The sequence below is a fragment of the Brenneria sp. hezel4-2-4 genome (assembly GCF_013155275.1).
GTDB lineage: Bacteria > Pseudomonadota > Gammaproteobacteria > Enterobacterales > Enterobacteriaceae > Brenneria.
The window spans coordinates 1-25,452 of record NZ_JABJXS010000021.1 but is presented as its reverse complement, the minus strand read 5'-3'; the positions used below and the strand labels follow the sequence as shown (position 1 = coordinate 25,452).

Annotated in this window: 45 protein-coding genes; 6 read left to right on the top strand and 39 right to left on the bottom strand. The window is 49.8% G+C overall.

Annotated elements, in window-relative coordinates; genetic code table 11:
• Nucleotides 1-440 precede the first annotated feature (440 nt).
• On the top strand, nucleotides 441-998 hold the full coding sequence (locus HOY33_RS20305) for a gamma carbonic anhydrase family protein (RefSeq protein WP_172291834.1): 558 nt from the start codon (nucleotides 441-443) through the stop codon (nucleotides 996-998).
• Here HOY33_RS20305 and HOY33_RS20300 read toward each other — a convergent pair.
• From HOY33_RS20300 to dprA, 6 genes are read right to left on the bottom strand one after another with little or no spacing between them, the layout of a single operon-like run.
• Entirely contained in the window at nucleotides 974-1,231 is a 258-nt protein-coding gene (locus tag HOY33_RS20300) for a DUF1488 domain-containing protein (RefSeq protein WP_172291833.1), read from the bottom strand. The two genes, HOY33_RS20305 and HOY33_RS20300, sit on opposite strands and share 25 nt — an antisense overlap.
• The gene (gene aroE / locus HOY33_RS20295) at nucleotides 1,228-2,055 is read right to left on the bottom strand and encodes a shikimate dehydrogenase (protein ID WP_172291832.1); all 828 of its coding nucleotides are present in this window, start codon (nucleotides 2,053-2,055) and stop codon (nucleotides 1,228-1,230) included. The genes HOY33_RS20300 and aroE overlap by 4 nt, the downstream gene beginning before the upstream one ends.
• A gap of 20 nt (nucleotides 2,056-2,075) precedes the next feature.
• On the bottom strand, nucleotides 2,076-2,645 hold the full coding sequence (tsaC, locus tag HOY33_RS20290) for an L-threonylcarbamoyladenylate synthase type 1 TsaC (protein ID WP_172291831.1): 570 nt from the start codon (nucleotides 2,643-2,645) through the stop codon (nucleotides 2,076-2,078).
• Nucleotides 2,638-3,195, bottom strand: coding sequence for a type I DNA topoisomerase (locus tag HOY33_RS20285; protein WP_172291830.1), 558 nt, complete (start codon nucleotides 3,193-3,195; stop codon nucleotides 2,638-2,640). Before HOY33_RS20285 ends, tsaC begins: the two co-directional genes overlap by 8 nt.
• Before the next feature lie 22 nt (nucleotides 3,196-3,217).
• A complete protein-coding gene (locus HOY33_RS20280) occupies nucleotides 3,218-3,691 on the bottom strand; it encodes a DUF494 family protein (protein WP_048637267.1) in 474 nt (157 codons plus the stop codon).
• Nucleotides 3,663-4,784, bottom strand: coding sequence for a DNA-protecting protein DprA (dprA, locus tag HOY33_RS20275; protein ID WP_172291829.1), 1,122 nt, complete (start codon nucleotides 4,782-4,784; stop codon nucleotides 3,663-3,665). Before dprA ends, HOY33_RS20280 begins: the two co-directional genes overlap by 29 nt.
• A gap of 129 nt (nucleotides 4,785-4,913) precedes the next feature.
• Between dprA and def the strand changes: the two genes are divergently transcribed.
• The 5 genes from def to mscL all read left to right on the top strand — a co-directional run bounded on the left by def (nucleotide 4,914) and on the right by mscL (nucleotide 9,696).
• Nucleotides 4,914-5,423: a peptide deformylase gene (gene def, locus HOY33_RS20270; RefSeq protein WP_172291828.1), complete on the top strand. Its 510-nt coding sequence runs from the start codon at nucleotides 4,914-4,916 to the stop codon at nucleotides 5,421-5,423.
• A gap of 28 nt (nucleotides 5,424-5,451) precedes the next feature.
• On the top strand, nucleotides 5,452-6,399 hold the full coding sequence (gene fmt / locus HOY33_RS20265) for a methionyl-tRNA formyltransferase (protein ID WP_172291827.1): 948 nt from the start codon (nucleotides 5,452-5,454) through the stop codon (nucleotides 6,397-6,399).
• A 60-nt stretch (nucleotides 6,400-6,459) separates the two neighbouring features.
• Nucleotides 6,460-7,755 (top strand): 16S rRNA (cytosine(967)-C(5))-methyltransferase RsmB, encoded by a 1,296-nt coding sequence (rsmB, locus tag HOY33_RS20260; RefSeq protein ID WP_172291826.1) that lies wholly within the window; start codon nucleotides 6,460-6,462, stop codon nucleotides 7,753-7,755.
• Nucleotides 7,756-7,807: 52 nt separating this feature from the next.
• On the top strand, nucleotides 7,808-9,184 hold the full coding sequence (gene trkA, locus HOY33_RS20255; protein WP_172291825.1) for a Trk system potassium transporter TrkA: 1,377 nt from the start codon (nucleotides 7,808-7,810) through the stop codon (nucleotides 9,182-9,184).
• 95 nt (nucleotides 9,185-9,279) lie between these two features.
• Nucleotides 9,280-9,696 (top strand): large-conductance mechanosensitive channel protein MscL, encoded by a 417-nt coding sequence (gene mscL / locus HOY33_RS20250; RefSeq protein ID WP_172291824.1) that lies wholly within the window; start codon nucleotides 9,280-9,282, stop codon nucleotides 9,694-9,696.
• A gap of 1 nt (nucleotide 9,697) precedes the next feature.
• Here the strand turns inward: mscL and HOY33_RS20245 are convergent, their stop codons facing one another.
• The 33 genes from HOY33_RS20245 to HOY33_RS20085 all read right to left on the bottom strand — a co-directional run.
• Nucleotides 9,698-9,943: an alternative ribosome-rescue factor A gene (locus HOY33_RS20245; RefSeq protein WP_172291823.1), complete on the bottom strand. Its 246-nt coding sequence runs from the start codon at nucleotides 9,941-9,943 to the stop codon at nucleotides 9,698-9,700.
• A 101-nt stretch (nucleotides 9,944-10,044) separates the two neighbouring features.
• On the bottom strand, nucleotides 10,045-10,404 hold the full coding sequence (locus tag HOY33_RS20240) for a DUF1992 domain-containing protein (RefSeq protein ID WP_172291822.1): 360 nt from the start codon (nucleotides 10,402-10,404) through the stop codon (nucleotides 10,045-10,047).
• Nucleotides 10,405-10,500: 96 nt separating this feature from the next.
• Entirely contained in the window at nucleotides 10,501-10,893 is a 393-nt protein-coding gene (gene rplQ / locus HOY33_RS20235) for a 50S ribosomal protein L17 (RefSeq protein WP_172291821.1), read from the bottom strand.
• Between the two features lie 40 nt (nucleotides 10,894-10,933).
• A complete protein-coding gene (rpoA, locus tag HOY33_RS20230) occupies nucleotides 10,934-11,923 on the bottom strand; it encodes a DNA-directed RNA polymerase subunit alpha (protein WP_113868991.1) in 990 nt (329 codons plus the stop codon).
• Nucleotides 11,924-11,948: 25 nt separating this feature from the next.
• Nucleotides 11,949-12,569, bottom strand: a complete 621-nt coding sequence (gene rpsD / locus HOY33_RS20225; RefSeq protein WP_009111218.1) for a 30S ribosomal protein S4 — start codon at nucleotides 12,567-12,569, stop codon at nucleotides 11,949-11,951.
• A 30-nt stretch (nucleotides 12,570-12,599) separates the two neighbouring features.
• The gene (rpsK, locus tag HOY33_RS20220; RefSeq protein WP_034865087.1) at nucleotides 12,600-12,989 is read right to left on the bottom strand and encodes a 30S ribosomal protein S11; all 390 of its coding nucleotides are present in this window, start codon (nucleotides 12,987-12,989) and stop codon (nucleotides 12,600-12,602) included.
• A gap of 16 nt (nucleotides 12,990-13,005) precedes the next feature.
• On the bottom strand, nucleotides 13,006-13,362 hold the full coding sequence (gene rpsM / locus HOY33_RS20215) for a 30S ribosomal protein S13 (RefSeq protein WP_172291820.1): 357 nt from the start codon (nucleotides 13,360-13,362) through the stop codon (nucleotides 13,006-13,008).
• Nucleotides 13,363-13,508: 146 nt separating this feature from the next.
• Nucleotides 13,509-13,625: a 50S ribosomal protein L36 gene (gene rpmJ, locus HOY33_RS20210; protein WP_002227352.1), complete on the bottom strand. Its 117-nt coding sequence runs from the start codon at nucleotides 13,623-13,625 to the stop codon at nucleotides 13,509-13,511.
• Between the two features lie 33 nt (nucleotides 13,626-13,658).
• Nucleotides 13,659-14,990 (bottom strand): preprotein translocase subunit SecY, encoded by a 1,332-nt coding sequence (secY, locus tag HOY33_RS20205; protein ID WP_137712304.1) that lies wholly within the window; start codon nucleotides 14,988-14,990, stop codon nucleotides 13,659-13,661.
• Nucleotides 14,991-14,997: 7 nt separating this feature from the next.
• Nucleotides 14,998-15,432: a 50S ribosomal protein L15 gene (rplO, locus tag HOY33_RS20200; protein ID WP_172291819.1), complete on the bottom strand. Its 435-nt coding sequence runs from the start codon at nucleotides 15,430-15,432 to the stop codon at nucleotides 14,998-15,000.
• Nucleotides 15,433-15,435: 3 nt separating this feature from the next.
• The gene (gene rpmD / locus HOY33_RS20195) at nucleotides 15,436-15,615 is read right to left on the bottom strand and encodes a 50S ribosomal protein L30 (protein WP_004846568.1); all 180 of its coding nucleotides are present in this window, start codon (nucleotides 15,613-15,615) and stop codon (nucleotides 15,436-15,438) included.
• 6 nt (nucleotides 15,616-15,621) lie between these two features.
• A complete protein-coding gene (gene rpsE, locus HOY33_RS20190; RefSeq protein WP_005970257.1) occupies nucleotides 15,622-16,122 on the bottom strand; it encodes a 30S ribosomal protein S5 in 501 nt (166 codons plus the stop codon).
• A gap of 14 nt (nucleotides 16,123-16,136) precedes the next feature.
• Nucleotides 16,137-16,490, bottom strand: coding sequence for a 50S ribosomal protein L18 (rplR, locus tag HOY33_RS20185; RefSeq protein ID WP_009111214.1), 354 nt, complete (start codon nucleotides 16,488-16,490; stop codon nucleotides 16,137-16,139).
• A 9-nt stretch (nucleotides 16,491-16,499) separates the two neighbouring features.
• Nucleotides 16,500-17,033, bottom strand: a complete 534-nt coding sequence (rplF, locus tag HOY33_RS20180; protein ID WP_113868999.1) for a 50S ribosomal protein L6 — start codon at nucleotides 17,031-17,033, stop codon at nucleotides 16,500-16,502.
• A gap of 13 nt (nucleotides 17,034-17,046) precedes the next feature.
• Nucleotides 17,047-17,439: a 30S ribosomal protein S8 gene (rpsH, locus tag HOY33_RS20175; RefSeq protein WP_009111212.1), complete on the bottom strand. Its 393-nt coding sequence runs from the start codon at nucleotides 17,437-17,439 to the stop codon at nucleotides 17,047-17,049.
• 33 nt (nucleotides 17,440-17,472) lie between these two features.
• On the bottom strand, nucleotides 17,473-17,778 hold the full coding sequence (gene rpsN / locus HOY33_RS20170) for a 30S ribosomal protein S14 (RefSeq protein WP_109491455.1): 306 nt from the start codon (nucleotides 17,776-17,778) through the stop codon (nucleotides 17,473-17,475).
• A 13-nt stretch (nucleotides 17,779-17,791) separates the two neighbouring features.
• On the bottom strand, nucleotides 17,792-18,331 hold the full coding sequence (gene rplE / locus HOY33_RS20165; RefSeq protein ID WP_005970265.1) for a 50S ribosomal protein L5: 540 nt from the start codon (nucleotides 18,329-18,331) through the stop codon (nucleotides 17,792-17,794).
• A gap of 14 nt (nucleotides 18,332-18,345) precedes the next feature.
• Complete coding sequence (gene rplX / locus HOY33_RS20160; protein WP_005970267.1) at nucleotides 18,346-18,660, bottom strand: 50S ribosomal protein L24; 315 nt, start codon at nucleotides 18,658-18,660, stop codon at nucleotides 18,346-18,348.
• Between the two features lie 10 nt (nucleotides 18,661-18,670).
• Nucleotides 18,671-19,042: a 50S ribosomal protein L14 gene (gene rplN / locus HOY33_RS20155; protein ID WP_000613954.1), complete on the bottom strand. Its 372-nt coding sequence runs from the start codon at nucleotides 19,040-19,042 to the stop codon at nucleotides 18,671-18,673.
• A gap of 167 nt (nucleotides 19,043-19,209) precedes the next feature.
• The gene (gene rpsQ, locus HOY33_RS20150) at nucleotides 19,210-19,464 is read right to left on the bottom strand and encodes a 30S ribosomal protein S17 (RefSeq protein WP_011095505.1); all 255 of its coding nucleotides are present in this window, start codon (nucleotides 19,462-19,464) and stop codon (nucleotides 19,210-19,212) included.
• Complete coding sequence (gene rpmC, locus HOY33_RS20145; protein WP_048637248.1) at nucleotides 19,464-19,655, bottom strand: 50S ribosomal protein L29; 192 nt, start codon at nucleotides 19,653-19,655, stop codon at nucleotides 19,464-19,466. The genes rpsQ and rpmC overlap by 1 nt, the downstream gene beginning before the upstream one ends.
• Entirely contained in the window at nucleotides 19,655-20,065 is a 411-nt protein-coding gene (gene rplP, locus HOY33_RS20140) for a 50S ribosomal protein L16 (protein ID WP_009111208.1), read from the bottom strand. The genes rpmC and rplP overlap by 1 nt, the downstream gene beginning before the upstream one ends.
• 12 nt (nucleotides 20,066-20,077) lie before the next feature.
• Nucleotides 20,078-20,779: a 30S ribosomal protein S3 gene (gene rpsC, locus HOY33_RS20135; RefSeq protein ID WP_005970274.1), complete on the bottom strand. Its 702-nt coding sequence runs from the start codon at nucleotides 20,777-20,779 to the stop codon at nucleotides 20,078-20,080.
• A 17-nt stretch (nucleotides 20,780-20,796) separates the two neighbouring features.
• Nucleotides 20,797-21,129, bottom strand: a complete 333-nt coding sequence (gene rplV / locus HOY33_RS20130) for a 50S ribosomal protein L22 (protein ID WP_172291818.1) — start codon at nucleotides 21,127-21,129, stop codon at nucleotides 20,797-20,799.
• Between the two features lie 14 nt (nucleotides 21,130-21,143).
• Nucleotides 21,144-21,422 carry a 30S ribosomal protein S19 gene (gene rpsS / locus HOY33_RS20125; protein ID WP_004929772.1) on the bottom strand — a complete coding sequence of 93 codons (279 nt, stop codon included), beginning with the start codon at nucleotides 21,420-21,422 and terminating at the stop codon, nucleotides 21,144-21,146.
• Nucleotides 21,423-21,438: 16 nt separating this feature from the next.
• Nucleotides 21,439-22,260 carry a 50S ribosomal protein L2 gene (rplB, locus tag HOY33_RS20120; RefSeq protein WP_172291817.1) on the bottom strand — a complete coding sequence of 274 codons (822 nt, stop codon included), beginning with the start codon at nucleotides 22,258-22,260 and terminating at the stop codon, nucleotides 21,439-21,441.
• Between the two features lie 19 nt (nucleotides 22,261-22,279).
• On the bottom strand, nucleotides 22,280-22,582 hold the full coding sequence (gene rplW, locus HOY33_RS20115) for a 50S ribosomal protein L23 (RefSeq protein WP_009111205.1): 303 nt from the start codon (nucleotides 22,580-22,582) through the stop codon (nucleotides 22,280-22,282).
• Nucleotides 22,579-23,184, bottom strand: a complete 606-nt coding sequence (gene rplD, locus HOY33_RS20110; protein WP_172291816.1) for a 50S ribosomal protein L4 — start codon at nucleotides 23,182-23,184, stop codon at nucleotides 22,579-22,581. Before rplD ends, rplW begins: the two co-directional genes overlap by 4 nt.
• A 10-nt stretch (nucleotides 23,185-23,194) precedes the next feature.
• On the bottom strand, nucleotides 23,195-23,824 hold the full coding sequence (gene rplC / locus HOY33_RS20105) for a 50S ribosomal protein L3 (protein ID WP_172291815.1): 630 nt from the start codon (nucleotides 23,822-23,824) through the stop codon (nucleotides 23,195-23,197).
• 32 nt (nucleotides 23,825-23,856) lie between these two features.
• Nucleotides 23,857-24,168: a 30S ribosomal protein S10 gene (gene rpsJ / locus HOY33_RS20100; RefSeq protein WP_001181005.1), complete on the bottom strand. Its 312-nt coding sequence runs from the start codon at nucleotides 24,166-24,168 to the stop codon at nucleotides 23,857-23,859.
• A 293-nt stretch (nucleotides 24,169-24,461) separates the two neighbouring features.
• Complete coding sequence (gene bfr, locus HOY33_RS20095; RefSeq protein ID WP_172291814.1) at nucleotides 24,462-24,935, bottom strand: bacterioferritin; 474 nt, start codon at nucleotides 24,933-24,935, stop codon at nucleotides 24,462-24,464.
• Nucleotides 24,936-25,008: 73 nt separating this feature from the next.
• Nucleotides 25,009-25,203, bottom strand: coding sequence for a bacterioferritin-associated ferredoxin (bfd, locus tag HOY33_RS20090; protein ID WP_172291813.1), 195 nt, complete (start codon nucleotides 25,201-25,203; stop codon nucleotides 25,009-25,011).
• A gap of 131 nt (nucleotides 25,204-25,334) precedes the next feature.
• A partial coding sequence (locus HOY33_RS20085) for a hypothetical protein (RefSeq protein ID WP_199379605.1) occupies nucleotides 25,335-25,452 on the bottom strand: 118 nt, incomplete at its 5' end.

Below are 25,452 nucleotides of genomic sequence, written 5' to 3'. Positions count from 1 at the left end.
TTTATTCGTAATGAATTTACTGTCAGTCACTCTTCAAGACTTTTTTATATCGTTTGCCGATATTGTCTTGTGAGTGCCCACACAGATTGTCTGATTAAATTGTTAAAGAGCAGTGCGCTGTGGCCTGGGCCGCTAACGCGAGGTGGCGTATATTACGCGTTCCTCTTGCAGAGTCAACGTTTATTTTAACCGTTTTCCCTTTCTTCTTCACCGGCCAGTATGTGATTTACTTCACAGCGCCGTGTCGATGGAGGCGCATTATAGGGATCCCATTTCTTTACACAACCACTTTTTCGATCTTTTTTTCCGTTCGCGTATTTTTCGCCCCTTTCGTTGAGATCTTGTTCGATCGAGGTTACTTTCAGCTTGCTGACGCCATATCTCTGCCGATATTTTGTTTACCGGTCAACATACGATGTAATCAATTAAGGGGGTTGTTGATGGGACCTGAAATCGTTCGTGGCTATAAAGGCGTATTTCCTGACATTGGCGAAAACGTCATGATTGATCAATCAAGCGTGGTTATTGGCAACGTTACTCTTGGCGACGATGTCAGTATCTGGCCTCTGGTGGTGATCCGGGGTGATGTGAACAATATAAGCATCGGAGCGAGGAGCAACATTCAGGACGGTTCCGTGTTGCACATTACGCACAGCTCAGAAAAAAATCCGGCGGGTAATCCATTAATCATCGGGGATGATGTCACTGTAGGTCATAAAGCGATGTTACACGGATGCACGATCGGCAATCGTGTGTTGGTCGGTATGGGTTCCATTATTCTTGACGGCGCCGTCGTTGAAGATGACGTCATGATCGGCGCCGGGAGTCTCGTCTCTCCGGGAAAACGTCTGGAAAGCGGTTACCTGTATCTCGGCAGCCCGGCAAAAAGAATTCGCCCTCTGAGTCAGGAAGAGATAGAAGGACTTGTATACTCGGCAAATAACTACGTGCACTGGAAAGACGACTATCTTACTCAGGATAATGAGAAACAGCCCTGAGCGTCATATTCATCGCCGAGCACCATTTTTTCAAACTCATCCTCCAGATCCCAACGATGCAGCCGGAACAGCGATATCCACTGTTCCGGAGCGTCACCGCCATAGCGCTGCATTAGCTGTTTTGCGCTGATTCGGCATTCCTGCTGATATCCATTGATCAATACGGGAAAACAGATAGCCTGATGCTCGTCATTCCAGACTTCACGATCCGGAAACTGGATCGACTGATTCATCGAGCAAGTTCCCGTTTTAGCTGTTCAATGACAGGCACGACATCCGGCATTACGCCATGCCAGAGTTGAAAGGCGTGAGCCGCTTGCCCCACCAGCATTCCTATTCCATCTGCATGACTGTTTGCCCCATGCTGTGCGCACCATACCAAAAACGGCGTCAGGCCTGGCAAATAAAACATGTCGTAGCAGCGCGTTTGTGGCGATATTAATGTGGTCGGCAACTCAGGAATATTGCCATGAACGCCTGATGACGTTGCATTAATAATCAGTTCAAAATCCCGACCGTGCAGATCATCCAACGCCAACGCCTGAATATTGCCAACGGAACTGAATATCTGCGCCAGAGCATCAGCTTTGGAAAACGTTCTGTTGGTAACGACAATCGAACAGCCATAAGCCAGCAGCGGCTGGATAACGCCACGCGCCGCGCCGCCCGCGCCGACCAACAAGATACGATCCTGCGGGTTGATAAAATTCAGGCGTTGTAAATCACTTAATAAACCAATGCCATCGGTATTATCGCCCAGCAGGCGCCCATCGTTCAGTTTCTTCAGTGTATTAACCGCCCCGGCAAGAGAGGCACATTCGCTCCGCTCATCAACTTCAGCAAAGGCCCTCTCTTTAAACGGCGCGGTAATATTCGCCCCACAGGCTCCATCCTGAAAATAGCGTCTCAACACCGCTTCAAAACTGTCCAACGGCGCTAATAAACGACTATAGGTAAGATCAATCCTCGTCTGAGCAGCAAATAACTCATGTATGCGCGGCGACTTGCTATGCGCGATTGGATTACCAAAAACAGCAAAAGATTTTATCTCCGACACCCTATTCTCCAATCTTTACATTAACCTTGACGCAGCCGTTCACCGGTTAAAATATCTCTTATCTCTGATGGATTTTTTCTGCCGCCGACGTTGCCATGAACAACAGGAAACGCTGCACCGAACTGTTGATAAACCTCATCTTCAGTACGACAAGGGGGCAGTCCGCTCAAATTGGCGCTGGTTGAAACCAGCGGTTTGCCGTAACTCAGACACAGTTGTTTTACCAATGGATGCGCGCTGACCCGCACAGCAAGCGAACTAAATTGCCCGGTCAGCCACGATGGCGTCGTGGACTTAGCCGGGATCACCCAGGTAACAGGCCCGGGCCAACTGGAGAACAGGGTTTTCTTTTGCTCGTCAGACAACGCGCTATCGTCTACATAAGGCGCTAACTGCCGATAGTCAGCAGCAATAAGAATCAATCCTTTTTGCCACGGACGTTGTTTCAGAGCCAGCAAACGCTTAACCGCAACCTCACTATCCGGATCGCACCCCAAACCAAAAACGGCTTCGGTGGGATAAGCCACAACTTTTTCGTTTCTCAATGCCTGCACTATGGGGAGCAGTAAATCATCGGCGATCTCATTCATTTTTATCAACTTCAGCCGTTGCCGGCTTCCCACATAATTTACTGGCGCAAAAGAGCTTGATGCCTTTCGCCGTTTTCTTCTCGAAAAGTAAAGGATAGCGGCAGTGGAGGCATTCCCCTGCTACCGGTTTATTATTGAGCGTAAACTGACAATCAGGATAACGGGAGCATGCATGAAACACTTTCCCATAGCGTGACTTACGCTGTAACAGTGTTCCTTTATGGCATTGCGGACAGCTTAACGCCGTTTCATCCGGCCGATCGATCGCCTCCGTGTGATTACATTCCGGATAGTTTTCGCACCCGATGAACATGCCGTAACGCCCTTGTCTTAGCACCAACAGTGACTGGCAACTCGGACAGAATTGCCCATCAAGCACCTTGACCACATGACCGTCCGCCTGCGCCTTAAGCGGACGAATGAATTCACATTCAGGATAACGGGAGCAACCAAGAAAAGGCCCGTGCCGGCCGGAACGGATCACCAGCGCAGACCCGCACTCAGGGCAAACCTCTTGTTTCTTGTCGGCAAAAAGTACAGTCTTAGCCATTCCTTATCCATTACACTCTGGGCTATTGCACATAACCGTCATTTTCCTCAAACAGCAGCTCTTCCATTTGCTGGTACGCGTTCTCACACCCGGGAACATTGAAAAGCACCATAAGAATGACCCACTTAAGATCTTCCAGATCGAATTCCTGCGTTTCCAACGCCATCACCCGGTCAATCACCATCTCACGCGTTTCCAGGTTTAATACCTGGATCTGTTCGAGAAATAATAAAAATCCCCGGCAGTCGGCATCAAGGCGCTGCTCTTCATCCTGCGTATAAATACGGATTGCCAAGGGATCATGAGCCAGGTTGAGGGGCGTATTTTGGCCTTCCTGTATGTCAGCCAATTTTTCCAGCCAACTCAACGCGCTATAGATGTCATTACGATGAAATCCAGCACGGGTGAGGTCATCGGTCAACGTATCCTGATCGACACGCATTTCAGTTTCATTGTGAATATAAGTTTCAAACAAGTACATGAGTACGTCGAACATGGCCTGCCCTCCTTAATCGGACATAGCCGCCGGGTACTGCTGCGATCCATCCTGCTAACTCCAGCTCCAATAGCTTACTCACTATCTCTGGCACAGGTTGGCCGGCACGTTCAGCGACAACGTCAACAGGTGTAACCTCATCTCCTACGTTAGCCAACACATCAGCAAATGGCAATTCAACATCCTCTTCTACGGCAGAAATAGTTTGATCGTTGTCGGCGCAGATCCAGTGAAGCCCGCTTCTTAGCTGTTCGACAATATTTTTCGGATGGGTGACAAGATAGGCTCCCTGTTGAATCAGCCAGTGAGTTCCTTCAGTCATCGGGTTGCCTATAGCCCCTGGTAAGGCAAAGACGTCCCGCCCCTGATCCAACGCATAACGCGCCGTAACCAGAGAGCCGCTGCGCACGGACGCTTCAACCACCAGCACTCCCAGACTCAGCCCGCTGATAATACGATTTCTTCGTGGAAAATTCACAGCCAACGGCGGCGTTGCCAGCGGAAACTCAGATACCAATGCGCCGCCCTGGTCAAGAATGCGCGCGGCCAGTTTACGGTGACGCATGGGGTAAATGTTCTCCAGTCCGCTGCCCAGGATAGCGATGGTTTTACCATCGACATCGAGCGTAGCGCGATGGGCGATGCCGTCAATCCCGATAGCCAGCCCGCTGGTGATGGTGAGATTATTGACCGCCAGTTCCTGAGCAAAGAAATATCCCCATTGATCCCCATAGGCGCTGTTATTGCGGCTGCCGACAATCGCGATTTGCGGCGATGCCAATAAAGTGGGATCGCCGGCAACAAAAAGCAAAAGAGGAAAGGCGCTGATATTCCCAAGCAAAAATGGATATCTTTTATCACTACAGGTCACCATATGGTGGTCAGGCTGCGACAACCAGCGCAGCGTGTCCTCGACTCTCCGCGGGTCAAAGCGTTGAAACTGTTCGGCCTGAACGTCAGTCATGCCGAGATGTATCAAGTCACGCCTGTTGTGATCGCCCAGCGCAATAAGTTCTCTGGCTATTACCCCGGCCCGCTTGGCGCCCAAATGTTTCACGCCCGTCAAGCGCAACCAGATTTCCGTTGATAACATGGCTCATCCTTTATTCCGCCGGGTTCGGGTCAACCGTGCAATTAAGTTCAGATGCTGTCAATCGGTGCGGGAAATGTCTAGAATAGGGGCTGATACTCTTTCATCTCTCGGATACAGATCTAAATATATATGTCAGTTTTGCAGGTATTACATTTTCCGGACGAGCGGCTTCGCATAAAAGCGCAGCCCGTAAAAGAAGTCAATGCAGACATCCAGCGTATCGTCGATGATATGTTCGATACCATGTATGCAGAAGAAGGCATTGGCCTGGCCGCCACCCAGGTTGATATTCACCAGCGTATTATTGTTATTGATGTTTCGGAAGAACGGGATCAGAGACTGGTTTTGATTAATCCCGAACTTCTTGAGAAGAGCGGCGATACCGGCATAGAAGAAGGGTGCCTGTCGATCCCGGAAACAAGGGCGCTGGTTCCGCGTGCCGAGCGCGTAAAAATTCGCGCCCTGGATCGAGAAGGAAACACCTTTGAACTGGAAACCGATGGTCTTCTGGCGATTTGTATTCAGCATGAAATGGATCATCTGGTCGGGAAACTGTTTATCGATTATCTCTCCCCGCTGAAACGCCAGAGAATCCGTCAAAAATTGGAAAAGCTGGCTAAACAAAACAGCCGGAATTAATCATTTTATTTTCCTGACAGGAAACGACGTGTCTGATTCTTTACGCATTATCTTTGCTGGAACACCTGACTTCGCAGCGCGTCATCTCGACGCGCTGTTTTCATCTCAACATCAGATTGTTGGCGTATTCACCCAACCCGATCGCCCGGCGGGAAGAGGCAACAAGCTTACGCCCAGCCCGGTAAAAATTCTGGCCGAACAACATGGCGTTCCGGTGTATCAACCCAAATCGCTGCGCCAAAGCGAAGGGCAGGAGATGGTTGAAGCACTCCACGCGGATGTAATGGTGGTTGTCGCTTATGGGCTGATTTTACCGCAAACCGTGCTGAACATGCCGCGTCTCGGCTGTATCAACGTACACGGTTCGCTTCTGCCCCGCTGGCGAGGCGCCGCGCCGATTCAGCGTGCGCTGTGGGCTGGCGATCGGCGTACCGGCGTAACCATTATGCAAATGGACGCCGGCCTTGATACCGGCGCGATGTTGCATAAGATTGAATGCCCGATCCTTCAAGACGACACCAGCGCAACGTTGTACGGCAAACTGGCGGACCTGGGGCCGCGCGGTCTGTTGGAAACGCTGGAACAGCTTGCCAATGCCCGCGCGGTAGCCGAAGATCAGGATGACGCGCTTGCCACCTATGCTGAAAAACTCAGTAAGGAAGAAGCCCGTCTTGACTGGCAACTGTCTGCGGCGCAGCTTGAGCGTTGTATCCGGGCTTTTAATCCCTGGCCTGTAAGCTACTTCCTGATAGACGAACAGCCGGTTAAAGTGTGGAAAGCCGAGGTTATTTCGTCCAATCATCATGCGCAGCCAGGGACTATTCTGCAAGCCGACAAGAATGGCATTCAGGTTGCCACTCGGGAAAATATTTTAAATATTCTTGAATTACAGCCTGCTGGCAAAAAAATGATGAAAGCACAGGATTTACTTAACTCGCGTCGTGAGTGGTTTACACCCGGTGCTATTCTGGACTAATCGACTTTTATACCGGCCATTAGCGCCGGTATGCCCTATCTCTCACGTAGTCGCTAACAAATGAAAAGCTCATATAACCTTCGCAGTATTGCCGCTAAAGTGGTGGGGCAAGTAGTAGACCATGGACAATCGCTCAGCGCATTGTTGCCCGCTTATCAGCGTGATATCGCAGATAAAGATCGCGCATTATTGCAGGAACTGTGTTTTGGCGTACTGCGCGTATTGCCGCAGTTGGAGTGGTGTATTCAACAACTGATGGCAAAACCGTTGACGGGAAAACAGCGCCCGCTGCACTACCTTATCATGGTTGGCATGTACCAATTGCTGTATACCCGCATTCCGGCGCATGCCGCGCTGGCTGAAACGGTGGAAGGCGCCGTAGCCATGAAGCGCCCGCAGCTTAAAGGTCTGATTAACGGCGTTTTACGTCAGTTTCAACGCCAACAAGATGAACTGCTGCAACGCGCGGCGAACACTCCCACACGCTATCTGCATCCGAGTTGGTTACTGACGCGTATTAAAAAAGCCTACCCTGAAGACTGGGAAAAAATCGTCGATGCCAATAACCAGCGGCCGCCAATGTGGCTGAGAGTCAATCGCTTGCATCACACCCGCGATGAATATCTGGCGCTGCTCGCACGGGAAAACATCGACGCTTTCCCGCATGCTGATTACCCTGATGCCATCAGGCTGTCTGTGCCCAGCGCGGTCGACCTGCTGCCCGGGTTCGCACAAGGGTGGGTTACCGTACAGGACGCCTCAGCCCAGGGATGCGTCCATTGGCTGTCGCCACAGGACGGCGAGCAAATTCTCGATCTCTGTGCGGCGCCAGGCGGCAAAACAACGCACATCCTCGAAGCCGCGCCAAAATCGCATGTTTTAGCCATTGATATCGATGACTCACGATTAAAACGGGTGAAAGAAAATCTACAGCGCTTGCAGTTGCACGCTGAGATAAAACAAGGCGACGGACGCTACCCTGCCACCTGGCGCGGCGACAAAGTATTCGATCGCATTCTTCTGGATGCGCCCTGCTCTGCTACAGGCGTTATTCGCCGGCACCCGGATATTAAATGGTTGCGTCGCGACAACGACATTGCCGAGCTTGCTTTACTGCAAAAAGAGATCCTTGATGCAATCTGGCCCCACCTGAAAATCGGCGGCACGCTGGTCTATGCAACTTGCTCAATCATGCCGGAAGAGAATCAGCGGCAAATAGAGGATTTCCTCAATCGCCATGCCGATGCTCGGTTAGTCGATACCGGCAGTAAGGCGAAACCAGGGCTTCAGAAACTCCCCAGCCCGGATGACGGCGATGGTTTCTTCTACGCCAAGCTGGTAAAAAACGGATATTAACCCCAGTATTGTCTACAACCACACGGCTATAACATATACGGCAGAATGTATTATGAAGATTATTATTCTTGGCGCTGGTCAGGTAGGCGGCACGCTGGCAGAAAATCTGGCGGGTGAAAACAACGACATCACCGTCGTCGACACCGATACGACCCGCTTACGTCAGCTTCAGGACAAATTCGATCTCCGTGTGGTCACTGGTTACGCTTCCCATCCGCGAGTGCTGCGAGAGGCGGGCGCGGAAGATGCGGATATGTTGGTTGCGGTCACCAACTCCGATGAAACCAACATGGTCGCGTGCCAAATAGCCTATTCGCTTTTCAACACCCCGAACCGTATTGCACGGATTAGATCTGCCGAATATATACGTGAATCCGATCAGTTGTTTCTGCCTGAAGCCGTTCCCATTGATCATTTGATCTCTCCGGAACAACTGGTGATCGATAATATTTACAAGCTGATTGAGTATCCGGGCGCGCTCCAGGTGGTTAATTTCGCGCAGGGTAAAGTCAGCATCGCCGCGGTAAATGCCTATTATGGCGGTCCACTGGTCGGTAATGCTTTGTCATCTATTCGTGAACACATCCCGCATATAGAAACGCGCGTTGCCGCGATTTTCCGTCACGACCGCCCTATTCGTCCCCAGGGTTCCACCGTGATTGAAGCAGGCGATGAAGTATTTTTTGTCGCGGCATCGCAGAATATTCGAGCCGTTATGAGTGAACTGCAACGGCTGGAGAACCCCTATAAACGCATCATGATCGTTGGCGGGGGAAATGTAGGGGCGGGCTTAGCCCAACGGCTGGAAAAAGATTACAGCATTAAACTGATAGAGCGGAATGCGGATCGCGCCGCCGAGCTTGCCGAATTATTGCAGGATACCATCGTTTTTCATGGCGATGCCTCAGATCAGGAACTCCTGGCCGAAGAGCATATTGAGCAAATCGACGTATTTATCGCCATCACCAATGACGACGAAGCCAATATCATGTCGGCGATGTTGGCTAAACGGATGGGCGCCAAAAAAGCGATGGTGCTCATACAGCGTCGGGCTTACGTTGATTTGGTACAAGGCAGTGTCATTGATGTTGCGATCTCTCCGCAGCAAGCAACGATATCAGCGCTACTCAGCCATGTGCGTAAAGCTGATATCGTCAGCGTTTCATCGCTGCGCCGAGGGGCCGCAGAGGCCATCGAAGCCATCGCGCACGGCGATCAGGACACCTCAAAAGTGGTCGGGCGCATGGTGGAAGACATTAAACTTCCGCCAGGCACCACCATCGGCGCTATCGTTCGCGGAGATGATGTCATCATCGCCAATGATAATACCCATATTGAGCAGGGCGATCACATTATCATGTTCTTGACGGACAAAAAATTCGTGCCTGATGTGGAACGCTTATTCCAGCCAAGTCCATTCTTCTTGTAATCAAAAGACGTTATTCTTTACACATCACAAGGTGATATGGCAAATATAAAACTATTGGTTAAAATTAATTTATCTTTTTATCAAGGAGTGTGGTTATGAGTATTATTAAAGAATTCCGAGAATTTGCCATGCGTGGCAACGTCGTGGATCTGGCAGTCGGGGTAATCATTGGTGCGGCTTTCGGTAAAATCGTATCGTCGCTGGTATCCGATATTATTATGCCCCCGCTTGGGCTACTTATCGGCGGAGTGGACTTCAAGCAATTCAGTCTTGTTTTACGTGCTGCGCAGGGCGATGTTCCCGCAGTCGTTATGCAGTACGGTGTATTTATTCAGAATGTTTTTGACTTCATTATTGTGGCGTTTGCGATTTTCATGGCGATTAAGCTAATGAACAAAATGCGTCGTAAACAAGAAGATGCTCCTGCCGCGCCGCCAAAGCCCAGCGCAGAAGAAACATTGTTAACTGAAATTCGCGATCTGCTAAAAAATCAGCAACAGTCCAAACTGTAAATCACTTAAATAGTCCGTTGTACAACGGCGTCTTCACATCAGAAAACAAAAAGGCCAGCGGTAAAGAATCATTCGATTGCTTACCGCTGGCCTCCCAATTTCCTTTCTTGGCATGTTTGTCTTTTCGACGATAGCTACCTTTACCTTTTGCGTTAACCTCTACTCTTTGGCGAAACAACGGGTCATGCAGCAATGCTTCAATGGCATTATCCTGGATCTTTCCTCGTTTATGACGATAGGTGGTCATAATCACACTCCTCATGGGACCGGATGATAGAAATAAAGCGTGAAAAGTATAGTGTAGAAAATAAGGTGAAAACAGGCAGGCTGGAATAATTTATTGCACCTTTAAAACTTTTTTTTCAGCGATGATGCGTATTCGCCGTGTAAAAAGTCAGTATTGATACCTTTTTGCCGCAGGTTCAGTTCGAGTACGCGCAAACGCCGCGATTTTTCCTGATAGTCAGGTGATTCGCGAGAAATAGTTTGCAGTATATCGGCCAACGCCAATGCTTCCTTACGCTCTTGCAGTTCGACCGGTAAACACCCTGCATTCTTGAGCAGCCGATAACCCACTCTGAGATCGGGAGGTACAGCGCTGTCATCATCCAACACCAGGGGACGTCCCGAACCGGGAAGGTTATCAAAAACACCATTTTGCTGAGCGTGAGCTATATGGCGTTCAACCATCTCGTCAATCAACCACATTCCACAATCTCTATTCGGTTTGATCTACCCTCACAGGTTAGCTTATTTCAGACGTAAAAAAACCGGGTTTCCCCGGTTTTTTTATGCTCTTACAGATTACTCCGCAGTAGCAACTTCTTCTGTCGCAGAAACAGAACGATCAACAAGCTCGATGTATGCCATCGGCGCATTGTCGCCTGCACGGAAGCCACACTTCAGAATACGAGTGTAACCACCGGCACGGCTCGCGAAACGCGGGCCCAGTTCATTAAACAGTTTTGCCACGATCTCGTTATCACGAGTACGGGCGAATGCCAGACGACGATTAGCAACGCTGTCGGTCTTGGCAAGAGTAATCAGCGGTTCAACAACACGACGCAGCTCTTTTGCTTTCGGCAGGGTCGTCTTGATAATCTCATGACGAACCAAAGAACTAGCCATGTTACGGAACATAGCCTGACGATGGCTGCTGTTACGGTTCAGTTGACGACCACTCTTACGATGGCGCATGACCTTATCCTTCTCAGTAAAACCTTAACCTGTGATCCGGTTACTCATCAGCAATGCTTGCCGGCGGCCAGTTTTCCAGGCGCATGCCCAGAGAAAGACCACGCGAAGCCAGCACGTCTTTAATCTCAGTAAGAGATTTTTTACCCAGGTTAGGCGTTTTCAATAGCTCAACCTCGGTACGCTGTACCAGATCACCGATGTAGTGGATAGCTTCTGCCTTGAGGCAGTTAGCAGAGCGGACAGTCAATTCCAGATCGTCAACAGGGCGCAGCAGGATCGGATCGAATTCTGGTTTTTCTTCTTTAACTTCCGGTTGACGTACATCACGCAGGTCAACAAAAGCTTCAAGTTGTTCAGCCAGAATGGTGGCCGCACGGCGGATCGCCTCTTCAGGATCGATCGTGCCATTGGTTTCCATTTCGATGACCAGCTTATCCAAATCGGTACGCTGTTCTACGCGCGCCGCTTCAACATTGTAGGCAATACGCTCTACAGGGCTGTAGCAAGCATCGACTAACAGGCGACCAATCGGGCGCTCATCTTCTTCCGTATGAATACGGGCAGATGCCGGCACATAACCACGACCACGCTGAACCTTGATACGCATGCTGATCGCGGCGTTTTCATCAGTCAGATGGCAGATCAAGTGCTGTGGCTTGACGATTTCGACATCACCATCATGGATGATGTCGGCTGCAGTCACAGGGCCAATGCCAGATTTATTCAGGGTAAGAATAACTTCATCTTTGCCTTGAACTCTCACCGCCAGCCCTTTCAGGTTGAGCAGGATTTCCAGGATATCTTCCTGTACGCCTTCTTTGGTGCTGTACTCATGCAGTACACCATCAATCTCAACCTCGGTCACCGCGCAACCTGGCATGGATGAAAGCAGAATACGGCGCAGTGCGTTGCCAAGAGTATGGCCGAAGCCCCGCTCTAACGGCTCAAGGGTCACCTTGGCGTGCGTCGAACTCACTTGCTCGATATCAACCAGGCGCGGTTTTAGAAACTCTGTCACAGAACCCTGCATTGTGTCCTCTCTTTGGTACTAAGCTTTACTTGGAGTAAAGCTCGACGATCAGGTGTTCATTAATGTCCGCAGACAGATCGGTACGTTCAGGAATACGTTTGAACACACCTTCCATCTTGGCAGCATCAACTTCCAGCCAAGTTGGCTTTTCACGCTGTTCAGCCAGCTCCAGAGCGGCTTTAACGCGAGATTGCTTTTTAGCTTTCTCACGGATGCTGACTACGTCATTCGGGGATACCTGATAAGAAGCGATGCTGACAACGCGACCGTTTACCATAATAGCTTTGTGGCTAACCAGCTGACGTGCTTCAGCACGAGTGGCGCCAAAACCCATACGATAAACAACGTTATCCAGACGGCCTTCCAGCAGTTGTAACAGGTTCGCACCTGTGTTGCCTTTCAGACGTGCTGCTTCTTTATAATAGTTACGGAACTGGCGTTCCAGCACACCGTAAATACGGCGAACTTTTTGCTTTTCACGCAACTGCACACCATAGTCAGACAGACGCGGTTTACGCGCACCGTGCTGGCCAGGAGCTTGTTCAATCTTACACTTGGAATCGATCGCACGAACACCAGACTTCAGAAACAGGTCGGTGCCTTCACGACGGCTCAGCTTGAGCTTAGGACCCAAATATCTTGCCATTTTCTTTCTCCAACAATCCTAAAAGCAGCGTTATACGCGACGCTTTTTCGGCGGACGACAACCGTTATGAGGGATCGGAGTCACATCAGTAATATTAGTGATGCGGAAACCAGCCGCGTTCAATGCGCGGATAGTAGACTCACGGCCCGGACCAGGTCCTTTAACCATAACTTCCAGGTTCTTAATACCGTACTCTTTCACTGCTTCGGCACAGCGCTCTGCTGCAACCTGAGCGGCGAATGGCGTAGACTTACGAGAACCACGGAAACCGGAACCACCGGCAGTTGCCCAACCCAGCGCATTACCCTGACGATCGGTAATAGTTACGATGGTGTTGTTAAAAGAAGCATGGATATGAGCCACACCGTCAGAGACTTGCTTTCTTACACGCTTACGTGTACGAATAGGTGCCTTTGCCATTATTCAATCACCCCGATTATTTCTTGATCGGTTTGCGCGGACCCTTACGGGTACGGGCGTTAGTCTTGGTACGCTGACCGCGAACCGGCAGACCACGACGATGACGCAAACCACGATAAGTACCAAGATCCATAAGACGCTTGATGCTCAGGGTAACTTCACGACGCAGATCACCTTCGACAACAAACTTGGCAACTTCGTCACGCAGCTTTTCGATTTGCTCTTCAGACAGCTCACTGATCTTAACATTTTCAGCAATACCCGATGCAGCGCAAATAGCCTGCGAACGAGTTTTACCAATACCGTAGATCGCCGTTAACGCGATAACGGTATGTTTATGATCAGGAATGTTAATGCCTGCTATACGGGCCACTATGCACTCCTACAATTTTATACAGCAATACCATTCTGAAAAGCCCGTTTTCAGGATACTCAAATAGTATTGCAGTTACATACAAAAGATTGGCTGGCTAATCTAGCCAGCTCAACCCAACTTTGCAAGAAAAATATGCGAGATAATCAGCCTTGACGCTGTTTATGCTTCGGTTCGGCACTGCAGATCACACGAACGACACCGTTACGCTTAACAATCTTACAGTTACGACATAATTTCTTGACGGAAGCACGAACTTTCATTTTTACTCTCCGTAACTTCTCAAGCTCGCCCGATCAACGGTTATAGCCTTTCAGGTTTGCTTTCTTCAATGCAGACTCGTATTGACTCGACATCATCAGAGTTTGCACTTGAGCCATAAAGTCCATGATGACCACAACAACGATCAATAATGACGTGCCGCCGAAATAGAAAGGCACTTTCATTGCGTCACGCATGAACTCCGGGATCAGGCAGATGAAAGTAATGTACATCGCACCAACCAAAGTCAGACGAGTCATTACCTTATCGATATATTTCGCCGTTTGCTCTCCCGGACGAATTCCTGGCACGAATGCACCGGACTTCTTCAGGTTATCTGCTGTTTCACGCGGGTTGAAAACCAACGCAGTGTAGAAGAAACAGAAGAAGATGATTGCAGACGCATAGAGTAGCACATAAAGCGGTTGTCCGGGCTGCAAATACAGCGAAATTGTCGTCAGCCAGTTCCAACCGGTACCGCCCCCAAACCAGGATGCAATCGTGGCAGGGAACAGAATAATGCTGGAAGCAAAGATAGCTGGGATAACCCCCGCCATATTCACTTTCAACGGTAAATGCGTACTCTGTGCTGCATAAACACGACGACCTTGTTGACGTTTGGCATAGTTAACGACAATACGCCGTTGACCACGTTCAATGAAAACAACGAAGAAGGTTACTGCAAACACTAAAACTGCAACCAACAGCAACAGGAGGAAGTGCAGGTCGCCTTGCCGCGCTTGCTCGATGGTATGGCCAATGGCCGGCGGCAAACCCGCAACAATACCAGCGAAGATTATGATCGAAATACCGTTACCGATACCTCGTTCCGTAATCTGTTCACCCAGCCACATCAGGAACATGGTTCCCGTAACCAGGCTTACAACAGCGGTAAAATAGAACGCAAAGCCCGGATTTAACACCAGACCCTGCATTCCCGGCATATTCGGCAGACCGGTAGCAATACCGATCGACTGAAATATCGCCAATACCAACGTGCCGTAACGGGTGTACTGGCTAATCTTGCGACGGCCAGCCTCCCCTTCTTTCTTTATTTCCGCCAACGCCGGATGAACCACCGTCAACAGTTGGATAATAATTGATGCCGAAATGTACGGCATAATACCCAGAGCAAAGATAGAAGCACGGCTCAGAGCACCACCAGAGAACATGTTAAACATTTCAATGATAGTGCCCCGCTGTTGCTCAAGCAATTTGGCAAGCACAGTGGCATCAATACCAGGAATCGGAATAAAAGAGCCAATACGGAAAACGATCAGCGCACCGATAACAAACAATAGTCTGCGCTTCAGTTCGCCAACTCCGCCTTTAGCACTTTGAAAATCTAATCCTGGTTGTTTGGCCATCTGCTACTTATTCCTCAATTTTACCGCCAGCAGCTTCGATAGCAGCACGAGCACCTTTAGTGACACGCAGACCACGAATCGTTACCGGACGAGCAACTTCACCAGACAGAATCACTTTCGCGAATTCGATCTGAATGCCAATAACATTAGCGGCTTTCAGCGTATTCAGGTCAACGATGTCGCCTTCCACTTTAGCCAGGTCAGACAGACGAACTTCTGCCGTAACCATTGCTTTGCGAGAAGTAAAACCGAATTTCGGCAGACGACGGTATAAAGGCATCTGACCGCCTTCAAAACCACGACGTACGCCACCGCCAGAACGAGACTTCTGACCCTTGTGACCACGACCGCCGGTTTTACCCAGGCCAGAACCGATACCACGACCTAAACGCTTCGGTGCGTGTTTCGCACCTTCGGCCGGAGACAGAGTATTTAAACGCATCTCTTACTCCTCCACTTTAACCATATAGGAAACCGCGTTGACCATACCGCGAACCGCAGGAGTATCCTCACGTTCAACAGTATGTCCAATACGACGCAGACCCAGGCCAAGCAGCGTTGCCTTGTGTTTTGGCAGACGACCGATTGCACTACGGGTTTGAGTTATTTTAATAGTCTTTGCCATGGTTAATTACCCCAGAATTTCTTCAACGGATTTACCACGCTTGGCAGCGACCATTTCCGGGGACTTCATATTTGCCAGACCATCAATCGTTGCACGAACCACGTTAATCGGGTTAGTGGAACCATAGGCCTTAGCCAATACGTTGTGTACCCCTGCGACTTCCAGAACGGCGCGCATTGCACCGCCGGCAATAATACCGGTACCTTCGGAAGCCGGCTGCATGAACACACGAGAGCCCGTGTGAGCACCTTTAACCGGGTGCTGCAGGGTGCCGTTGTTCAGCGCGACATTCATCATATTGCGACGGGCTTTTTCCATCGCTTTCTGGATCGCTGCCGGAACTTCGCGCGCTTTTCCGTAACCAAAACCAACGCGACCGTTGCCATCACCCACTACAGTCAGTGCGGTGAAGCTGAAAATACGGCCACCTTTAACGGTTTTAGATACGCGATTTACCGCGATCAGCTTTTCCTGCAGTTCGCCAGCTTGTTTCTCGATGTGAGCCATCTTACACCTCTACCTTAGAACTGAAGGCCAGCTTCACGGGCAGCATCTGCCAGTGCCTGGACTCGACCATGATATTGGAAACCGGAACGGTCAAAGGATACGTCTTTAATCCCTTTTTCCAATGCGCGTTCAGCAATAGCTTTACCTACTGCGATAGCTGCATCTTTGTTACCGGTATACTTCAGTTGCTCAGCGATAGCTTTTTCTACAGTAGAAGCGGCTACCAGGACTTCAGAACCGTTCGGTGCGATGACCTGCGCATAAATATGGCGTGGGGTACGATGTACCACCAGACGCGTCGCACCCAGTTCCTGGAGCTTGCGGCGTGCGCGGGTCGCACGACGGATACGAGCTGCTTTCTTATCCATAGTGTTACCTTACTTCTTCTTAGCCTCTTTGGTACGCACGACTTCGTCGGCGTAACGGACACCCTTGCCTTTGTAAGGCTCAGGACGACGGTAGGCGCGTATTTCCGCAGCGACCTGACCAATAACCTGCTTATCAGCGCCTTTCAGCACGATTTCAGTTTGGCTAGGACACTCTGCGGTAATACCTGCCGGCAGCGCGTGGTCAACCGGATGAGAGAACCCAAGAGACAGATTCACTACGTTGCCTTTTACGGCAGCACGATAACCAACACCGACCAGCTGCAGCTTCTTGGTGAAGCCTTCGGTAACACCGACAACCATTGCGTTTAACAGAGCACGAGTGGTACCCGCTTGGGCCCATCCGTCAACGAAACCTTCGCGCGGGGCGAAAGTCAGAGCGTTGTCAGCCTGTTTAACTTCAACAGCGTCATGGATCTTACGACTCAGCTCGCCGTTTTTACCCTTAATCGAAATAACCTGACCGTTGAGTTTTACCTCTACGCCGGCAGGAATGACGACGGGTGCTTTTGCAACACGAGACATTCTTTCCTCCCGATTAAGCTACGTAGCAGATAATCTCGCCACCAAGACCAGCCTGGCGAGCTGCACGATCAGTCATAACACCTTTAGAGGTAGAAACAACCGCGATACCTAAACCGGCCATAACTTTTGGCAGCTCATCTTTTCTTTTATAGATGCGCAGACCTGGACGGCTTACTCGCTGAATGCTTTCTACCACTGCCTTGCCCTGGAAATATTTAAGTGCTAATTCCAGAACAGGCTTGGCGTCGCCTTCGATTTTAAAATCTTCAATGTAACCTTCTTCCTTCAGCACGTTGGCAATTGCCACTTTCAGCTTGGAGGAAGGCATGGTGACCGCAACTTTGTTCGCGGCTTGACCGTTACGGATACGGGTCAGCATATCCGCGATCGGATCTTGCATGCTCATCTGTCTTTACTCCCGTGATTCAATTGGTGACAATTACCAGCTAGCCTTTTTCAGACCCGGAATTTCACCGCGCATAGCGGCTTCACGGACCTTGATACGGCTCAACCCGAACTTCCGCAGGAAAGCATGCGGACGACCAGTTTGACGGCAGCGGTTACGCTGACGAGACGGGCTGGAATCACGCGGCAGAGTCTGCAGCTTAAGAACTGCATCCCAACGTTCTTCGTCGGAAGAGTTCACACCAGAGATAATAGCTTTCAATTCCTCGCGTTTAGCGCGGTATTTATCAGCCAGTTTCACGCGAACGACTTCGCGTGCTTTCATGGATTGCTTAGCCATTAGTAACCCTACCTTACTTGCGGAATGGGAAGTTAAAGGCGGCCAACAGCGCACGGCCTTCATCATCGGATTTCGCAGTGGTGGTAATGGTAATATCCAAACCACGAACGCGATCGACTTTGTCATAGTCGATTTCCGGGAAGATGATCTGCTCACGCACACCCATGCTGTAGTTACCACGGCCATCGAATGACTTGGCGGACAGGCCACGGAAGTCACGAATACGCGGTACAGCAATGGAAATCAGTCGCTCAAGGAACTCCCACATGCGTTCGCCACGCAGAGTTACTTTACAGCCGATCGGATAGCCCTGACGGATTTTGAAGCCTGCAACAGATTTGCGAGCTTTGGTGATCAACGGTTTTTGACCGGAGATTGCTGCTAAGTCAGCTGCTGCGTTATCCAGCAGTTTCTTATCAGCGATCGCTTCACCAACACCCATGTTCAGGGTGATCTTCTCGACCCGAGGGACTTGCATGACAGAATTGTAGTTAAACTCAGTCATGAGTTTTTTAACTACTTCGTCTTTGTAGTAATCATGCAGTTTCGCCATCGTACTACTCCAAATTACTTGATAGTTTCGCTGTTAGATTTAAAGAAACGGACTTTTTTGCCGTCTTCGAATCTAAAGCCTACACGGTCAGCCTTACCAGTTGCCGCATTGAAGATTGCAAGGTTGGAAACTTGAATTGCCGCTTCTTTTTCAACGATGCCGCCTGGTTGGTTCAGGGCCGGAACCGGCTTCTGATGTTTTTTAACCAGGTTGATACCTTCAACAATGACCTTACTAGCAGACAGGACATTTTTTACTTTACCGCGCTTACCTTTATCTTTGCCGGTCAGCACGATAACTTCGTCATCACGACGGATTTTCGCTGCCATGATTCGCTCCTTAGAGTACTTCTGGTGCCAGAGAGATAATTTTCATGAACTTCTCATTACGCAGTTCACGAGTTACCGGCCCAAAAATACGCGTACCGATAGGCTGTTCGCTGTTATTGTTTAAAATAACGCAAGCATTTCCATCGAAGCGAATGACAGAACCGTCCGGGCGACGAACACCCTTCTTGGTGCGCACCACAACCGCCTTCAGTACATCGCCTTTCTTCACCTTACCGCGAGGAATTGCTTCCTTGATGGTAATCTTGATGATATCGCCGACGCCTGCGTAGCGACGGTGCGAGCCACCTAGAACCTTGATACACATTACGCGACGTGCACCGGAGTTGTCGGCCACGTTCAGCATAGTCTGTTCTTGGATCATGTTAGTGCTCCGCTAATGTCAACTACTACTTTAGGACCCATGATAGGCCATTAAAATGCCCCATAATTAAGGGCGCAGCATTATAACACCGCTTCCAGATTATGGGTAGAAAAAATAAACGGCCCAATTACTGAGCCGTTTATCATATCGAGAAGAGCGCTACTGTATTACAGAATCGCTTTCTCTACAACGCGAACAAGCGTCCAAGACTTAGTTTTGGACAGCGGACGGCATTCGCGGATTTCAACCACATCGCCGATACCGCATTCGTTGTTTTCGTCATGTACGTGCAGCTTAGTCGTACGCTTAATGAACTTACCGTAAAGCGGGTGTTTCACGAAACGTTCGATAGCGACAACCATGGATTTCTCCATTTTGTCACTAACGACTCGGCCTTGCAGAGTACGGATTTTATCGGTCATTACGCACCCGCCTTCTCAGTCAGTAAAGTCTTAACACGTGCAACATTACGACGCACTTGTTTCAACAGGTGAGTTTGTTGCAGCTGGCCACTTGCCGCCTGCATGCGCAGATTGAATTGTTCGCGCAGCAGTTCGAGCAGCTCAGTGTTCAGCTCTTCAACGCTCTTTTCACGCAGCTCTTGTGCTTTCATTACATCACCGTCTTAGTTACAAAGGTGGTTTTGATCGGCAGTTTCGCTGCTGCCAGTTGGAATGCCTCACGGGCTAACTCTTCCGGCACACCGTCCATTTCGTACAGGACTTTACCTGGCTGAATCAAGGCAACCCAATACTCTACGTTACCTTTACCTTTACCCATACGCACTTCAAGCGGCTTTTCGGTGATCGGTTTGTCCGGGAATACACGGATCCAGATCTTACCTTGACGCTTAACGGCACGGGTCATGGCACGACGTGCAGCTTCGATTTGACGAGCGGTCAGGCGACCGCGGCCAACAGCTTTCAGACCGAAAGTGCCGAAGCTAACATCCGTACCGGCAGCCAGACCGCGGTTGCGGCCTTTGTGCATCTTACGGAATTTTGTACGCTTTGGTTGTAACATCAGCGACTCTCCTTACTTGCGGCCTTTACGCTGCTGCTTTTTAGGTTGAGCAGCCGGTTTTTCCGGTTGTTCAACGGCAGCCATACCACCCAGGATCTCACCTTTGAAGATCCACACTTTCACACCGATAACACCATAAGTGGTGTGCGCTTCGGAGGTGTTGTAGTCGATATCCGCACGCAGCGTGTGCAACGGAACGCGACCTTCACGATACCATTCGGTACGCGCGATTTCAGCGCCGCCAAGACGGCCGCTTACTTCAACTTTGATCCCTTTAGCGCCCAGACGCATGGCGTTCTGAACCGCACGCTTCATAGCACGACGGAACATCACGCGACGTTCCAGCTGAGAAGTGATGCTGTCAGCAACCAGTTTTGCGTCCAGTTCAGGTTTACGAACTTCGGCGATGTTGATCTGTGCAGGTACGCCAGCGATATCCGCTACGACTTTACGCAGTTTTTCAACATCTTCACCTTTTTTACCGATCACGATGCCCGGACGAGCAGTGTGAATAGTCACACGGATGCTTTTGGCCGGACGTTCGATAACGATACGAGAAACGGAAGCTTTCTCCAGTTCCTTCGTCAGGTATTTACGAACTTTAAAGTCGCTGTCCAGGTTGTCAGCGAATTCTTTGGTATTCGCATACCAGGTAGAGTTCCAAGGTTTGACAATACCCAGTCGAATACCATTAGGATGTACTTTCTGACCCATTGCTAGTCTCCAGAGTCTCAGCGATCGGACACAACCACAGTAATGTGGCTGGTACGCTTCAGGATGCGATCCGCACGACCTTTGGCACGCGGCATAATGCGCTTCATGCTTGGGCCTTCGTCAACGAAGATTTTCGCGACGTTCAGATCATCAATGTCAGCGCCATCGTTGTGTTCTGCGTTAGCAATAGCAGACTCCAGTACTTTTTTAACCAGACCAGCAGCTTTCTTGTTGGTATAGGTCAGAATATCCAGAGCTTGCGACACTTTCTTACCGCGAATCAGGTCTGCCACCAGGCGAACCTTCTGAGCAGAAGAACGAGCGTGGCGATGTTTAGCGATAGTTTCCATCTCTTCCTCCTACCTTAGCGCTTTTTAGCCTTTTTATCGGCCGCATGGCCGCGATAAGTACGAGTCGGCGCGAATTCACCCAGTTTGTGACCGACCATTTCATCGGAAACAAACACCGGAACGTGCTGACGACCATTATGGACAGCGATGGTCAAACCGATCATATTTGGAAAGATCGTTGAACGACGGGACCAAGTGCGCAAAGGCTTCTTGTCACCGCTTTCCACCGCTTTCTCTACCTTCTTCAGCAAGTGCAGGTCAATAAATGGACCTTTCTTGAGAGAACGTGGCATGGTTTATCCTCTAAAATTATTTAGTACGGCGACGTACGATAAACTTATCAGTACGCTTGTTGCTGCGGGTCTTCTTACCTTTGGTCTGTACGCCCCACGGGGATACCGGGTGCTTACCAAAGTTACGACCTTCACCACCACCGTGCGGGTGGTCTACCGGGTTCATCGCCGTACCGCGAACGGTAGGACGAACACCACGCCAGCGAGCAGCACCTGCTTTACCCAGAACGCGCAGCATATGCTCAGCGTTACCGACTTCGCCCAGCGTCGCGCGGCAGTCAGATTCGACTTTACGCATTTCGCCGGAACGCAGACGCAGGGTAACGTAACCACCATCACGTGCAACGATCTGAACGTAAGCACCGGCAGAACGCGCCAACTGGCCGCCTTTACCTGGTTTCATTTCTACGTTGTGAACCGTTGAACCGACAGGGATGTTACGCATCGGCAAGGTGTTGCCGGTTTTAATTGCAGCATCAACGCCAGATTGGATCTGGTCGCCTGCTTTCAGGCCTTTCGGCGCCAGGATGTAACGGCGTTCGCCGTCTTTGTACAGAACCAGCGCGATATTCGCGGAACGGTTCGGATCATACTCCAGACGCTCAACAACCGCCGGGATACCATCTTTGTTGCGTTTGAAGTCAACCAGACGGTAAGCCTGCTTATGACCACCACCGATGTGACGGGTAGTGATGCGGCCATTGTTGTTACGGCCACCGGATTTGCTGTTCTTTTCCAGCAACGGGGCATAAGGTTTGCCCTTGTGCAGCTCAGGGTTAACCACTTTAACAACGTGGCGACGACCCGGAGATGTCGGTTTACATTTAACAATTGCCATTGTTCTTTACTCCTCCGACTTACTCTGCGCCGCCGATGAAGTCCAGATTCTGGCCTTCTTTCAGGGTGACGTAAGCTTTTTTCCAGTCGCTACGACGACCGATACGCTGTCCATGACGTTTCACTTTTCCTTTAACTACCAGGGTGCGAACATCATTGACTTCGACTTCAAACAGTTTCTGCACAGCAGCTTTGATTTCTGCTTTAGTCGCGTCTTTAGCAACTTTGAGCACGATGGTGTTGTTCTTTTCCATCGCAGTAGACGCTTTTTCAGAAACGTGCGGCGCGCGCAATACTTTCAGCAGACGTTCTTCACGGATCATGCGAGCATCTCCTCAACTTGCTTAACAGCTTCAGCAGTCATGACGACTTTGTCGAAGGCGATCAAGCTAACTGGATCGATACCGGCAACATCACGCACATCAACCTTGTACAGGTTGCGCGCTGCCAGGAACAGATTTTCATCCAGTTCACCGGTGATGATCAGTACGTCTTCCAGCGCCATGTCTTTCAGTTTCTGTGCCAGCAGCTTGGTTTTCGGCGCATCGACAGAGAACTTCTCGACAACGATCAGACGATCTTGACGTACCAGTTCGGACAGAATGCTTTTCAGCGCGCCGCGGTACATCTTTTTGTTAACTTTCTGACTGTGGTCCTGAGGCTTGGCAGCGAAGGTCACACCACCGGAACGCCAGATCGGGCTCTTGATAGAACCTGAACGCGCACGGCCAGTACCTTTCTGACGCCACGGTTTTTTACCGGAACCAGTTACTTCGGCACGAGTCTTCTGAGCGCGAGTACCTTGACGGGCACCTGCTGCGTAAGCAACAACAACCTGGTGTACCAGCGCTTCGTTGAAGTCACGACCGAAGGTAGTTTCGGAAACAGTCAGCGCGCTTTGCGCGTCTTTCAATACTAATTCCATTGCTATCTCCTCACGCCTTCACTGCTGGTTTAACGATCAGGTCGCTACCGGTCGCACCCGGAACAGCACCCTTAACCAGCAGCAGGTTGCGCTCAGCGTCAACACGCACTACGTCCAGGCTCTGAACGGTTACACGCTCGTTACCCAGCTGGCCTGCCATTTTCTTGCCTTTGAACACTTTGCCCGGAGTCTGGTTCTGACCGATAGAACCCGGAACGCGGTGAGACAAGGAGTTACCGTGGGTAGCATCCTGGGTACGGAAATTCCAGCGCTTAACCGTGCCGGCAAAACCTTTACCTTTAGATGTACCGGTAACGTCTACTTTTTTAACGTCTGCGAAAATTTCAACACTAATGCTCTGACCTACAGAGAATTCTTCGCCTTCTGCAAGACGGAATTCACGCAGAGTACGGCCAGCTTCAACACCGGCTTTAGCAAAGTGACCCGCTTCTGGTTTGGTAACGCGGCTTGCTTTTTTAGCACCGGTTGTTACCTGTACAGCGCGGTAACCGTCGTTAGTCAGGTCTTTGACCTGAGTGACGCGGTTTGCTTCAATTTCGATAACGGTTACGGGGATAGATACGCCATCTTCAGTGAAGATACGAGTCATGCCCACTTTTTTACCGACTAAACCAATCATTGTTTCAACCTCTCAATCGCTCAATGACCTGATTAACCCAGGCTGATCTGCACGTCTACACCGGCAGCCAGATCCAGACGCATCAGAGCATCAACGGTTTTCTCGGTTGGCTCAACGATGTCAACCAGACGCTTGTGAGTGCGGATTTCATACTGATCGCGCGCATCTTTATTGACGTGCGGAGAGATCAGAACGGTAAAGCGCTCTTTGCGGGTCGGCAGCGGGATCGGACCACGGACTTGCGCACCAGTGCGCTTGGCAGTCTCGACGATTTCCGCAGTTGATTGATCGATCAGACGATGATCAAACGCTTTCAGGCGGATACGGATTCTTTGGTTCTGCATGAGACCAGAGCTCCAATTATTTATAAACGTAAATAATTACTCCTCACACCCATTTCGATTGATGGGGGAGTGTAATCGTTAGTACATAACCCCCATATCGGGAGTATTGTTTTTGGCTAATTAATAAACTTAGCTCGCTGATTCACTACAAATCAGACTTACCATAGATTCGGCAAGCTCGCGCATTATACGCAAATTGAGTCAGGAAGCAACACGCAGGATGAAATGATTTAGAATAACAGCCGGAACATAGCGCTATGTCCGGCGGTGGGATGGCTGGCGGTAAAAGCAGATTATTGCTCTTTAAGCTGACTCTGAAGGTAGTTTTGTATCCCAAGCCGGGATATCAGATCCAGTTCGGTTTCCAACCAATCGATGTGCCCTTCTTCATCTGCCAGGATTTCTATCATCAGATCTCGGCTGACGTAATCATGCACAGAATCCGCATAGGCGATGGCTTCACGTAAATCCTGCGCACCATCGAGTTCAAGTTGAAGATCGGAACGAAACATCTCCTCAACATCTTCGCCGATATTAAGTTTCCCCAAATCTTGCAGATTGGGAATACCTTCAAGAAACAAGATTCGTTCAATATAGCGATCGGCGTGCTTCATTTCGTCAATAGACTCATGATACTCGTGATCGTTAAGGCGGGTCAGCCCCCAGTTTTTAAACATTCGGGCATGTAGAAAATATTGGTTAATCGCTACCAGCTCGTTGCCCAATAACTTATTCAGATGTGCAATGACTTTTTTATCGCCTTTCATGACATACTCCTCCGCTCCAGTTCTTAAAAGTGTAGAACCAGTAAGCAGAGAGTCAAAAAAACGACCCTACATTTTATGCTACTTCATACATATCAGGTATTTTGGCCTGCTCTTCCTCCAGGATAACCCGCGCCTGACGAATACACTTACCGCAATCGCTTCCAATAGGAACTAATTTGCGCAGTTGCTGCATAGACTGAGGCTGGTGCTGACGAACAGTATGGCGGATGACTTTATCGGATATCGCATTGCACAAACAAACATACATACCGAGAGACTCATTTTTTGACCAATACACTTATTGTAAATAAGAATAATTTTTATTTCAATTTACATTTGTGACTGTGAGCATAAAAAAAGGCACCGAAGTGCCTTTTTACGCTCTTAGTGTATCAGCGATTAAGCGATAACTTTAGCAACAACGCCCGCACCAACAGTACGGCCGCCTTCACGGATTGCAAAACGCAAACCGTCGTCCATCGCGATCGGCGCTATCAGGTTAACAACCATTTTAATG